General features: G+C 39.2%; 9 protein-coding genes. All 9 read left to right on the top strand.

Translation table 11 applies throughout. The features are described from left to right. Nucleotides 1–41: 41 nt before the first annotated feature. Nucleotides 42–458, top strand: a complete 417-nt coding sequence (tssE, locus tag KHS79_RS19315; RefSeq protein WP_212721109.1) for a type VI secretion system baseplate subunit TssE — start codon at nucleotides 42–44, stop codon at nucleotides 456–458. 16 nt (nucleotides 459–474) lie between these two features. Beyond that, nucleotides 475–2259: a type VI secretion system baseplate subunit TssF gene (tssF, locus tag KHS79_RS19310; protein ID WP_094788678.1), complete on the top strand. Its 1785-nt coding sequence runs from the start codon at nucleotides 475–477 to the stop codon at nucleotides 2257–2259. Continuing rightward, a complete protein-coding gene (gene tssG / locus KHS79_RS19305; RefSeq protein WP_157365383.1) occupies nucleotides 2223–3281 on the top strand; it encodes a type VI secretion system baseplate subunit TssG in 1059 nt (352 codons plus the stop codon). Before tssF ends, tssG begins: the two co-directional genes overlap by 37 nt. Continuing rightward, nucleotides 3271–5982, top strand: a complete 2712-nt coding sequence (tssH, locus tag KHS79_RS19300) for a type VI secretion system ATPase TssH (protein WP_212721108.1) — start codon at nucleotides 3271–3273, stop codon at nucleotides 5980–5982. The genes tssG and tssH overlap by 11 nt, the downstream gene beginning before the upstream one ends. Nucleotides 5983–5992: 10 nt before the next feature. Beyond that, nucleotides 5993–7606, top strand: coding sequence for a sigma-54-dependent Fis family transcriptional regulator (locus KHS79_RS19295; RefSeq protein ID WP_212721107.1), 1614 nt, complete (start codon nucleotides 5993–5995; stop codon nucleotides 7604–7606). 385 nt (nucleotides 7607–7991) lie between these two features. Continuing rightward, nucleotides 7992–9680: an Hsp70 family protein gene (locus tag KHS79_RS19290; RefSeq protein ID WP_212721106.1), complete on the top strand. Its 1689-nt coding sequence runs from the start codon at nucleotides 7992–7994 to the stop codon at nucleotides 9678–9680. A 26-nt stretch (nucleotides 9681–9706) separates the two neighbouring features. Continuing rightward, nucleotides 9707–12100, top strand: a complete 2394-nt coding sequence (locus tag KHS79_RS19285) for a tetratricopeptide repeat protein (RefSeq protein WP_212721105.1) — start codon at nucleotides 9707–9709, stop codon at nucleotides 12098–12100. Next, entirely contained in the window at nucleotides 12100–12780 is a 681-nt protein-coding gene (locus KHS79_RS19280; protein WP_212721104.1) for a DUF1266 domain-containing protein, read from the top strand. Before KHS79_RS19285 ends, KHS79_RS19280 begins: the two co-directional genes overlap by 1 nt. Before the next feature lie 416 nt (nucleotides 12781–13196). Next, nucleotides 13197–13679, top strand: coding sequence for a hypothetical protein (locus KHS79_RS19275; protein WP_212721103.1), 483 nt, complete (start codon nucleotides 13197–13199; stop codon nucleotides 13677–13679). Nucleotides 13680–13896: the final 217 nt, after the last annotated feature.

Below are 13896 nucleotides of genomic sequence, written 5' to 3'. Positions count from 1 at the left end.
ATCAAAGGGTTTAACTCCAACTTGTTTAATTAAGAGCACGCATGACTGCAGAGCGTTGTTTATTTGAGCGAATCATCAATGCAGAAACGGTTAATCAAAGGACACTTGCATTCGATGAGCATAAACTTCAAAAATCGATTCTTTCCCACGTTCAGGATATGTTAAATGTACGGCAGGGAAGTGTGATGGCATTACCTGATTATGGTATGCCTGATTTTAATGATTTAGTGTCTCAATTTCCTGATGCCATTATTCAAATAAAACAAGCCATTAAAGAGTACCTAAACTTATATGAACCTAGGTTGTCCACGATACGTGTTGAACACTATGAAGATGTAGATAATCCACTCGTGCTCAAGTTTGGTATAACTGCAGAAGTCGTCTCTGAGAATCAACATTCACGTATTTCATTTGAAACTGAGTTAGCAGGTTCTGGCCAAGCACGCGTAAAAGGTTGATAAGGGGAAAAATGCGGTGTCTTTTAATAAGTATTTTCAGGATGAACTTAATGCCGTTCGTGAGTTGGGTAAAGAGTTTGCAGAAAAAAACCCCAGGCTTGCCCCTTACCTGTCTGTACAGGAGCAAGACCCTGATGTTGAGCGTTTAATAGAAGGTTTTTCATTTCTAACAGGGCGTTTACGGCAAAAGCTAGAAGATGAGTTACCTGAGTTATCTCACTCAGTAATGAGTTTGCTTTGGCCTAATTATTTAAAGCCTGTTCCTTCTATGAGTATTTTGGAATTTACAACACAAGGTGGGTTATCTGAAAAGCAGGTAATTGAGCGTGGTGCTGAAGTTCAATCACTTCCTGTTGATGGTACACGTTGTAAATTTCATACGTGTTATGATGTTGATATCTATCCTATTGCCCTAGATGATCTTGAGTATACACTTCAAGCGACAGGAAGTAGCTTAAGATTACATTTTTCATTGAAAAATTTCACGACGTTACAAGATATATCGTTACAAAGCTTACGTCTTTTTTTACATGGACAATTCAATATAGCTCAAACGCTGTATTATTATTTATGTCGCCATGTAAAAAAAATAATGATTACTACCTCTGTTGAGGGTGAGTCAATTGATCTATATGGTTTAACCCCTAACCATGTTAAGCCAGTTGGTTTTGCTGAGAGTGAAAGCTTATTACCTTACTCTGATAATACCTTTATGGGGTATCGTTACATTCAGGAATATTTTGCTTTACCCGAAAAATACTTGTTTGTGGATATTGAAGGCCTGGACAAAATATATCAAAAAGAAACTATTAAAGATGTTTTGCAAACAGCAGGAGAGTTTAACTTAGTCATTGAGTTCGATCGACCCATTGAACGACAAGATATGCCTAAGCTTGAAAATGTCCGCTTATTTTGTACACCCGTCGTTAATTTATTTGAACATGAAGCGACACCTATCCGAATGGATCAGCGTCGAACTGAATACAGGGTATTGCCTGCAGGTGAGAATCCCTCACATTATGAAATTTACAGTATTGATAATGTTGTGGGATGGGGACATGGTGACCAGCTAAAACGAGCCTACAAACCCTTTGAATCGTTCGATCATGCCATTTCAATTGGAGGTAGTCAAAAGAATATTTATTATCGTACACGTTTAAAAGATTCTGTTGTACAGCAAGGCGTAGATACTTATTTATCATTTGTTTCATTTAATGATGAAGATTTGGCACCTCAAGCAGAGACTATTTCCGTTGAGTTAACCTGTAGTAACCGTAACTTGCCAAGTAAGTTGTCGATAGGTGATATCAATGTTGAAACAGGAGATACACCTGAGTTTGTTGACTTTACAAATATCACTAAAGTCACGCAATCATTTACGCCACCATTGGACAAAGGGTTTCACTGGCGAGTTATCTCCAACATGTCATTGAACTATGTTTCATTGGTTAATACGGAAGCGTTAAGGATTATTTTATCAACTTATGATTATCGTAGTTACTATGATCGTCAATATGCCAGAATTAGTAAAAATAGGCTTGAAGGTGTTGAGAAAATTGAGCATGAAAATATTGATCGATTATATAAAGGTTTACCAATACGAGGCATAAAAACCCGATTACATGTAAGAGTTAGCAAGTTTGCAAATGAAGGTGAAATGTTTTTATTTGCTTCGGTGTTAAATGAATTTTTTGCTTTATATGTGTCATTAAACTCGTTTCATATTCTTGAAGTAATTGGTATTGAAAATGGGGAGATTTATACGTGGGAGCCTCGCATAGGTCAGCAGCCAGTGCTTTAATGTATGATTTGCTGGTCAACAGCAGGCAATATAGCTTTTATCAAGCGGTTCATTTATTAACGTCATACTATATTCCTGTATCTGGCAAGTTTGATGATCAGCCAATCAATATGCGTTATCGGGCAAATGCCACTCTTGCATTTCCACCGAGTGATATTGCTTCGCTTGAAATAAGGCAGCTGGAAGCAAGGCAAGATTATTTATTGACAGTTAATTTTATGGGGCTGTATGGACCCGCTTCCCCGTTACCTGCTTTTTATACAGAGCGAATAGTACAAAATGATCCAGAAAATCATCCGATACGTGATTTCATGGATTTATTTAATCATCGGTATATTGAATTACTGTATCACGGTTGGAAAAAGTATCGATACTACCTTAACTATCAAGAAGAAGCGCTAGATGATTTTTCTAAGCATATGTTTTCGTTGATAGGGTTAGGTGAAATTAATCTTAGAAAAAGCACTCATCTTCATTGGCACAGGCTACTACCTTATTTAGGTCTGTTGAGTATGCGTATACATTCTGCAGGAGTACTGTCAGGAATTATGCGCCATTATTTCCAACACAAAGCTATTTCAATTCAGCAATGTATGTTGCGTGTTGTGCCAATCCCTGAAGAACAGCGAAACAGGCTCGGGGCCGCCAATTGTGAAATGGGCATTAATTTGGTACTAGGTGCTTCAGTAAGAGATCGCTCTGGCAAGTTTAGAGTTGTTATTGATGATTTGGATTTTGCGCGATTTGAGCGATTTCTGCCCTCTGGAGATGATTATCGCCCATTACATGAGTTAATAAAGTTTATCCAAAGAGATCAGCTGGAATATGACATTAAGCTGGGGCTTCGACCTTATGAGGCTCCTAAACTTGAATTGAAGCAATCCAGTCGTTGCCGATTAGGTTGGACAACATGGCTAGGTGAACATCAGTCCTTAAAAAATCATCATGAAGTGGTGCTGCCAAGCTATCACTGGTTTTCTGCGGATCAACAGCAACAGGATATCGTGACACATGAAGCTTGATCTTAATTTACTTATTTCCCATTTAAATCCAGAAAGCCGATCAGCATTAGAATCTGCTGCCAGTCGTTGTGTAGCAAGGCAGGGCTTTGAAATTACAGTCGAGGATGTTTTATTAGAACTACTGGCTGTTGAAGATGGTGAAGTTCAAAAAGCGCTGAAACATTATGAAATTGAAAGTAGCCGGTTTGAGAAAGCACTACAGCATGAACAGGATATGCGAGGTGGTCATAATGGTCGGCCGGTGTTTTCTCAGTTTTTGCAAGACTGGTTACAGGAAGCATTTTTATTAGCAACTGTAGAATTAAAAATGGACTTTATCACACCAGGTATTTTACTGTGTGCCGTACTTAATAATGAGCTACGATTTTCGCGGCTGGCTTATTATAAAGTGTTAAGCACTATACCCGTTGATGAATTAAAGCAACTATTACAAGGTGCAGATGAAGATAAAAAAGTACCTAGCTCAAAACCGTTATCTTCACCTGGTGATCAGCAATCTGTTTTAGAAAAATTCACCATTAATTTCACAGAGCTTGCTAAAAAGGGAAAAATTGACCCCGTTTTTTGCCGAGAAAATGAAATACGGCAAATGGTTGATGTATTATCTCGTCGAAGAAAAAACAATCCTATTACAGTCGGCGAACCAGGAGTAGGTAAATCTGCTGTAGTAGAAGGTTTGGCACTAAAAATTATTGAAGGTGATGTTCCTGCCATATTAAAGGATGTTACGTTGTTAGGCCTGGACATGGGTCTATTACAAGCTGGGGCTAGTGTAAAAGGGGAGTTTGAAAAAAGGTTAAAAGGCGTTATTGAAGCTATTCAAGCATCTGTAAAACCTATTATTTTATTTATTGATGAAGCCCATACGTTAATTGGTGCGGGTAATCAGGCTGGTGGTGGCGATGCGGCTAACTTATTAAAACCAGCATTAGCACGAGGTGATTTGCGCACTATAGCGGCCACCACCTGGTCAGAATATAAAAAATACTTTGAAAAAGACCCTGCTTTAGCACGACGTTTTCAACTTGTTAAACTAGAAGAGCCTAATGCAGATCAAGCAGCAATTATTTTACGTGGTTTGAAAGGGATTTATGAAAAAAATCACGGAGTTTATATTCGTGATGATGCTGTTGTCGCAGCAGCTCAGCTTTCAGAGCGCTATATTTCAGGCCGCCAATTACCAGATAAAGCAATTGATGTGATTGATACCGCCTGTGCTCGGGTAAAAGTGAGTATGGCTGCAAAACCAGCACAAGTAGAAGACCTGCTGTTTAAACAAGCGTGCTTGCAGCGTGAATTTGCAGGTTTAGAGCGAGATAAAAAGCTTGGGGTTAAATACGATAGTGAGCGTCATCAGGAGCTACAAACATTATTAGAAGAAGTTGCTGAATCGTTAGCTGCTGTAGAACAGCAGTGGCAAGAGCAGCAACAGCAGGTTAATGAGATACTTGAGCTGAGACAAAAGTTACGTGATATTCAGCATCATCCTGAAGAGTCCATACCAGAGGATCAGGAGATAAAAAACAGTTCAAGCGATATTAACAGTGAAATTGATAATGAAGATGATGCGCCTTTAACCGTTGAAGATGCGGTTGTTGAGCCTGCTGCCGATGTAAGCCAGTTGCTATTGGCTCTGGAAGAAGCTGAGCAAAAACTGGAAGTCATGCAGCAAGAGCATGTTTTAGTCAGTTTTGAAGTTGACCCTGAAGTGATTGCACAAGTTATTTCAGCCTGGACTGGCATTCCTGCGACTAAAATGTTGGCAACAGCTGTTCAAGGAGGAGCTGATTTTGTTGTTGAAATGGCAGGTCGGGTTAAAGGACAGGATCACGCTGTTGCTGAGATTGATAAAGCACTGAAGGCTGCCAAAGTAGGATTGAATAATCCAGATACCCCAATGGGGGTATTTTTATTGGTTGGGCCTAGTGGGGTAGGTAAAACAGAAACGGCTCTTAACGTGGCTGACCTTTGCTTTGGTGGTGAACGTTTCATGACGACTATCAATATGTCGGAGTTTCAAGAGAAACATACAGTGTCTCGTTTGGTAGGTTCACCTCCTGGCTATGTTGGGTATGGTGAAGGTGGTGTGCTCACTGAAGCGGTTCGTCAGCGGCCTTATTCCGTGGTGTTATTAGACGAAGTTGAAAAAGCTGATTTGGAAGTGATGAATTTATTTTATCAAGTGTTTGATAAAGGTACGTTATCCGATGGTGAAGGGCGAGAAATTGACTTTAAGAACACCCTAGTGTTTATGACCAGTAATTTGGCATCAGATATTATTTGTGATTTATGCCAGGATGGAAAACAGCCAACCCAAGATGAACTCACCAAAGCGATTCGCCCAGTACTCAGCGCTCACTTTAAACCAGCATTGTTAGCTAGGATGAAAATAGTGCCTTTCTTCCCGATTGCAAGTGATGTAATGGCTGAGTTGGTTGAGCTGAAATTAAATAAACTCCATCAGCGTCTTACTCAACAGCAAAAGCTGGCTTTAAGTTATGATCCGGAGCTATTAGCACAAATGGCGGCAAGGTGTACTGAAGTTGAAGCAGGAGCACGCAACATTGATCAGCTAATTAATGGAGGGCTGTTACCTAAAATATCTGATTGTATTTTACGCTTAGGCTCTGATCAGCATGCATATACCAAACTGCATGTAAGTTTGGATCAGGACTTTGCTTTTGTGGTAACACCTGCATAGTAGGAAAAGGATGTCAGCAATTTCTGTTGAAGAGCTATTGGCAACCAGTGTTGCCTTAGCGACAGAGCGGGATATTGACCGTCTAGCCCAGCAGATTGTTTTGCTGGGTTGTAAGCTGTGTACCGCTGATGGTGGTGCGATTTATATACTGGATATCACCAAGTCTCATTTGGAACCAAAAGCGGTGGTTTGGCAGGGTAAACCAATTGCTATTGATTATGCGACAGATGTTCCTTTACGTGAGCATGGGCAGTTTAATACACAGAATATTTACAGTTACGTCGCTTTTACGGGACAACAAACCTATATTGATAGTGCTTATCAATTTGCGGGATTTGAATTAACTGAAGTTTACCAGCGAGATCAGTTACTAAAGTGTAAATCTGAGACACTTTTAGTGATGCCGCTTAGAGACTGCAATCAACAGACGCTTGGAGTCTTAGAGCTGTTTAAGGTACGAAATGGACATTCCAGCTCATTTCGTGAGGTAGAGAAAGTTGCTCAAGCCTTTGCATTACAGGCAGCCGTTGCCTTGGATAATGCTATGTTGATGGCTATGAATCGACATTTGATTCAAGTGCTTGATGCCTCTAACCGTCAACTGGAAGCAGAGAATAAGCAGCTACGCTTACAGCGGAAGTCGTCGCAAAACTACGAAATTATTGGTGAAAGTGAGCCAATGCAGCAGGTTTATGCCTTAATGGATAAAGTGCTTAGCTCAAATGTCACCGTGCTACTGAGGGGCGAGACAGGAACAGGTAAGGAAGTTTTTGCTCGGGCGATTCACCGGCATAGCGACCGTAACACTCAGCTTTTTGTCACACAAAACTGTGCTGCAGTTCCTGAACACCTCTTGGAAAGTGAATTATTTGGCTATAAAAAAGGTAGCTTTACGGGGGCCACCACAGACCGAAAAGGACTACTAGATGAAGCTCATCGTGGTACGTTGTTTTTAGATGAAATTGGTGACATGCCATTAAATTTGCAAACCAAGCTGCTACGCGTACTACAGGAAGGAGAAGTAAAGCCCATAGGTGAAAATAAAGTCCATAAAGTTGATGTACGGATAATTGCTGCAACGCACTGTAATTTGGAAGAAAAAATTACAAAAGGCGAGTTTCGTGAGGATTTATACTATCGATTAAGTGTATTTCCAATTGCTTTACCCCCTTTGAGGGAACGTAAGGAAGATATTCCAGCACTTATAAATCATTTTATCAAAGGTTATTGTCAAACCTATGGGCGAAAAGTAATTCAGGTTTCGCCGGCAGTGATGGATATCCTTATGCGATATAACTTTCCTGGTAATGTGCGACAACTGCAAAATATCATTGAACGTGCAGTACTGCTTTGTGATAAGGAAACTGTTATTTTGCCACAGCATATGCCGGATCAGATTCTCTTGGATAATGGCGCTGCTTTGGAAGCATCTGATGAATTAGCTGTGTATACACAAAATGAGCTGCCTTTGAAAGAGATGGTGCAACAGTATGAGAAAAAACTACTTGAATCACATTTACGAGCGAATAACTGGAATCAAACGCAAACTGCAAAAGTACTAAAAATGCCACGACGTACGTTAGTAGAAAAAATACAGCGTTATAGAATTCACAATGAAGTGTGACCCCGTAAATATTATTGATGAAAGGCGTTTTTACTGTTAATTATCGAAGGATAAGAATACTTATAAACCCATCACTATAAATGTGTGATTCACATTACTTCTATTTTAAGGAAATATGCTCGTAACGGGGGTAAGCCGATAAACGGTATTGAGTGGCTTGGGGTGTTTCGCACTTTGCTTTTAGTTTTGTCTTTATAATTCCTATCAAAATAATATACCCAATCCGAATCATATTTAGGTTTTTTGGACGGCGTTTTTAAAACTACGATTGTCGCTATCGATAGTCTTAACAGATCAAACTAGCCCCACTAAAGACCCTTCGTATTGGCTATACCTTGTTTTACTGAACTTGAATTAACCAATAATTATCTGCAATGGAGCTGCCATGAGTATTGTAGGCATTGATCTTGGCACTACACATTCGCTTATTGCCGTTTGGCAAAATGGTAAGACAGTTGTTATTCCCAATGCGTTAGGAGAAAAGCTTACCCCCTCTGTGGTAGGCATTGATGATAATGGCGATTTAGTTGTTGGTCATGTAGCACAAGAACGATTATTTACCCACCCTCAGCATACCTTTGAATTGTTCAAGCGTTATATGGGAAGCCAGCGTGAGATTTGTCTGGGTTCGCAGCAATTCTTACCTCATGAGCTTGCTTCATTTGTGTTACGTGCATTGAAAGAAGATGCAGAAAACTACTCGGGACACTCTATTTCAGAAGCCGTTATAAGTGTGCCAGCATATTTCAGTGAGCATCAACGCAGAATGACACGTCTGGCAGGAGAAATGGCTGGGTTAAAGGTAAGACGCTTAGTCAATGAGCCAACCGCTGCAGCGCTTGCTTATGGTGTTCAGGAGAAAAGTGAGCAACGAGCCATTGTACTTGACTTAGGTGGGGGGACTTTTGACGTTTCGCTTCTTGAATTGTTTGATGGAGTGATAGAGGTTAATGCCAGTGCTGGTGATAATCACTTAGGAGGAGAAGACTTCTTAGAGCAGCTGGTACGTTATTGTTGTGCAAAACAGGCCGTTATTTTGGAGTCATTAACTCAAACAGAACGGACAACCCTTCGGCAAACAGTAAAACGAGTTTTGCATGATTTAAGCATAAAACAGCAGGCTTCACTTAAAGTAGCCTTGGCATCAACATCGATCGACACTGAGATTGAACGATCAGAGTTTGAGCAAGTGGCTGCAAATCTACTTGATCGTTTACGTAAACCTATAGAGCGAGTGCTGACAGACTCTGAATTACAGCCATCCGATATCGATCAATTGATCTTAGTGGGTGGTGCTACACGCATGCCAATGGTCAAAACAATGGCTACAAAGCTATTTTCACGATTTCCTGTCACAGGTATAGACCCCGATCAGGTTGTTGCTATTGGGGCGGCAATACAAGGTGGCTTGCTTATGCAGGATAAAGCCTTTGAAGAAGTGGTAATGACAGATGTTTGCCCTTATTCTCTTGGCGTGGAGGTAGCTGCATCACGTGGAAAATATACTGAAACAGGTCTTTATCAGCCGATTTTAGAAAGAAACTGTGTAGTGCCAATTTCACGTGTGGAACGTTTTTATACGACAGCTGATCATCAATCGAAAGTATCTATTCAGATTTATCAAGGCGAGAATCGTCGGGTTAAAAATAATATCAAACTGGGGGATATCTCCGTTGATATTCCGATAGCTCAAGCAGGTCAAGAAGCGGTTGATGTTCGCTTTACTTATGATGTCAATGGACTGCTTGAAGTCGAGATTACAGTGGTATCTACGACTAACACTTTTCGTACAATTATTGAAAAAAATCCTGGGCAGTTATCTCCTGAAGAAATTACAAAACGTTTTCATGCCCTGAGCCGCTTGAAAATTCACCCACGCGAGCACCTACCAAATCGCTTTTTACTGGCGAGAGGTGAGCGTCTTTTTGAACAGGCTTTAGGTGAAAAGAGAACATTAATAGGTCAGCTTATTTTTGATTTTGAAAACGCTTTGGCTCGGCAGGATCAGCATTATATTGCTGAGGCTTATCATGAGGTGAGTGCTTTGTTAGACCACTTGGAAGCTGAGATGTAGTTTAAAATTAACCAAAAGTGATGACTATGGATTGTTGGGAACAATTAAGGATTAAGCCTACGACTGATGTGAGGTCAATTAAAAAAGCTTATGCCAAACAGTTGAAAGCATTTGGTAATTTAGACGATATTTCAACATTTCAGAACTTAAGGGAAGCTTATGAGCAGGCCCTGTTAAGAGCTAAGCATAATAAACTTGATGTAGATGGTTTTCCTGTTTATAAGCATAAAGTTGGTCTGACCGACGTTGAGCAGGCACTGTATGTAGCTGAAATGATTTATTCAGATTTTGCTCAACGTATACAGTGTACGGTATGGGATCAATGGCTAACGAGTATTAAACCACTGAACAAAGAAGCAAAAGATGAGCTTTCTGTAATACTATTACAGTTTTTTTTACATCACCCTTTTGTTCCTCCTAAAATTTTAAAGCGGCTAAGTTGCCACTTTGAGTGGATTGCAAATCAATGGATGTTTTATCGGCAATATCCTGAGAGTCTGGTGGACCGTTTCTTTGGTAGTTTTAAGGATGGCCCGGGTTTTTTAAATTATGATGGCCTTGAAGGGTTAGCGTCCGTAAATGCTGATGAGTATTTACAACGTAGGCTTGAGGGTCGTCATGCTTTAATTTGCAATGATATCAGTGCTGCTATCGAGCACTTGATGTCAGCTTATGCATTGTATGATACAGATCCAGTGCTCTTAAGGTTGCTGGGATGTGCATTTGAGCTGGCTAATTTACTTGAGCGAGCTAAAGACTGCTTTTATGCAGGTTATCAATTAGATAATAATCTTGATTTTTTATTAAGAGTAGCAGCCATAGAAGTAAAACAACAAAACTGGAGCCAATCTCTTAATTTATATATTTTGATTGTTAATGCTGACCCTTTGAATAATGATGCACTTCAAGGGCTTTATGTCTCAATTCTAAATTCAAATCAAATTCCAACATCTGTTGATGTTGACAGTGCGTTAGTAAGGTTAATAGAAGCACCTCTTGATGAAGGGTTGCTAATATTGATAGCTGAAAATGAATATCAAAGAAATGGACATCATGTATTTGATGTTGTGACGGCTTTACTTAAGGCTAAGGTATCATTAGCCTTAGGTGACGCAAGTGATGCGTTGAATATTATTAGTCAACTGCCAACAATTCTCGATTATCGGCTTGCTACATGGAGTAGCTTACTCAAGACTAAAGCTTATATAAATTTAAACCAATATAGTGATGCCAAGCATTACATAACATACTTGCAGCAAGGTGATGAATTATGCCCAGAGGTTAGGTATGAGCTGTTGGTCTGTTATTTAGAGCTCGGTTATTACTCGCTCGCAATGAAATTGATCAATGAAGATATTGATGATGATAAGCCCACTTATAGGGTGCTACGTGCTCGCTGTCATTATAAATTAGCGAGTTACAATGATGCGATTAAGGATTATCAAGCTGTCTTGACGCAATTGGAGTTAGCGACTGAAGATTGGTTTCAGTTAGGTCGCTGCTATTATTTAGTAGGAGACTACTCACAAGCATTAACAAGTTTCCGTAAATGTACCCAGCTTGATAATGAAAGTTTAGATGCAAAAGTTGAGATTGCTGCTTGCTTACTAGGTTTAAAAGATTTTTCGCAGGCAGAAAGTTATATAAATGAACATGACTTATATCGTGTGAGATTTTCGATACGAGTATTATGGTTATTAACTGAAATAAACTTTGGCTTGGGTCGCACAAATAATGCTATAGGTTATGCTTTACAGGCATGGGAGCTTTTTTCATGTCAAAAGCTGATTCGACGTTGTGGTTATTGGTGCATAATCCATGGATATTATGAGCAATTCATTGATTTATCTGAAGTTATCAACAAGCAATCATCAACAAGTAGGTGGTGGCTTTGGCATAAACTGATTACTTTGTTTTTGCAAAAAAAATACGCGATAGCTTTTGACTTATTAAAAGAAATGAAGGCAAATTGCGGATTGCCTCCTGAGTTAGCAGTTAGTATCCACACTTTTTTTTCTGGTTTACTTTATCTTTGGAGATCTAGTCCAACTAAAGCGATTGAAACAATCACCGTAAGAGAAGATCATTCTGAAATTTGCTGCATATTATTAGGGTTGGCTGAGTTTAATAGGCGAAATTTTGTTGCGGCGATGCACCATTGGCTGAAAGCAAAAAGGTTGCTTAATGTGCAGAGTGAAGAATATGAGCAGTGGCTTTTACTACTGAATCATTGGGTTGTACTTGCATCTGAATCAATGAACTTCCAGTGTGCATCAGACGTTGAAGAAAGCAATGTTAAAGGATCTCATATAAGTATATATTCTCTTTTGGATACCATTGATTGGACTGATTTTGTTATAAGTCCTGAAGATGAGTTAACTAATTCAAATATTTCTCCTCAAGGGTTAAGGACTGAATAATGAAGTTAGATAACCCTCATCTGACAAGCAAGCAGCTAAAAGCAATTGGACTTACATGTTTTCATGATTTCTTTCTAGATGAGTCTAGCCAAATATTTTTTGGCTGTGATAGTAGTGAAGAGTGCAAATTGCGTTGGCAAACTCAGCTGCAAAGAGATTGGAAAGTCACCTGTGGTAACTCGCTTATTGAGTTAAGAAACTGGTTAATTGACCAAGGAGGATATAGTGCAGCCTTTGGTGCAAGAGCAAGATTTTTAAAGACCATCGATAGCAAGAGACAATTATTGTATATTGATAGTTATAAGCAAGAGCAAGAAGAATACCAAACACTCCAATTCGTAAAACGTACTCTTCCTTTACTAACCCATATGGGAATAAAAGCGTGGGATATAGCAACATGTATTCATCTTTTTAGGCGTGGGGCTTTGGCTGGTTATATTAGTGAGGATGAGACATGGGAAAATATATTCGAGGCTGCTGATTTAGCTTTTTCTTGTTTTGTCAGTTGGCGCGAGTTTGCTTTGAGTTTTCTTTATGGTCGACAGTTTTGCCTAAAAGAGTTTTCTATGGAACAGGCTTTAGAAAATCATTGTTGCTGGAAAACACTATTGAAGAACAGTCATAGCCCAGTAAATGCGTTTAGCTGGAATAATAAATTGAGCACAGTAGGCGCTTTTTAGGCTAATATAAGCTGCGTTAGGAGTATTTAGAGCTGATAAGTCAGTGGGTTTTCGCTTTTTGTGGATTAGTTTTGAGCTTTTTTAGTAAGTCATTTTTATATAGGGAATTAATTATATCTTTGTTATGAGTAAAATATTTCTCTATTAGAATATTTTTGCACATAGCGTGTAAACCGAGTATAGTTATCTTAAGTTAGTTAATTGCTAAATTATTACGACATAAGTCGTAAGTGTCTGACAAGACTAATAAGTTCAGAGTAAAACTTATTTATCCTAAGTTATTCTAAATCGCTATAAGAAAATAATAGAAAAGAATATTAAGTCTTCTTGCTTAACACTGTGATGTAGTGCACGGCAGTAATGTAGTGGTTGTCGTAGGCTTGCTAAAATGAATTTAAGATAGCGGAAGAACATATATGGAAATTCCTTTTATTATGGCTGACATAGGGTTAAGTCAGCAACTCTCAACTCGTTTGCGGCAAGCAATGATTGATATAGAAATTGATGTGGATGAGCTTTCAACGCGTTCAGGTGTAGATGTCTCTGTTATTGAGCAGTTACTTGTGCAAGGGATACCTGCTAGTGAGTCAGTCAGTCGTTATAGTGATATACTTCGCAAATTAACCCATGTGCTGTTAGTTCCTATGGATTATCTACTTGGGGTTGAAGAATCCCCTGGAACGCTTATGCCTGATGAAAGGCACTTTCTTTCCGTTTTTACCTGTCTCCCTAAAGATATGAGAGATCAGGCAAGGCAGATAATTAAACTATTAACTGATGCACCTGATCACATCGTTGAGGAGTGCACTGAGCGGATGCAAAGCCAGAAGTATTCTCTTTCTCAGTTACTTGAGTGGCTTGAACATGCGGTAGAATTACATAAGCTTGGTTGCCACTAAGTATATGTTGAGAAATAAAAAAACCACCGGAAGGTGGTTTTTTTATTTCTTTACTTTTATCGTTTTGAATAAAATTGTACAGATATGTATCAGTGACTCTAGTTGATAGCGTGTTGAAAACCTGCAGCGTTATCATAGAATTGGTATATAGGCAGTCAAGGTAAGCACTATGGATAGTGTATATAATAATGATTTGAGAAAGGATGATTGAGTGTAA

It is taken from the genome of Zooshikella ganghwensis (assembly GCF_018263875.1).
GTDB lineage: Bacteria > Pseudomonadota > Gammaproteobacteria > Pseudomonadales > Zooshikellaceae > Zooshikella > Zooshikella ganghwensis.
The sequence above is the reverse complement of the archived record's forward strand: the minus strand, read 5'-3'. Positions and strand labels throughout refer to the sequence as shown.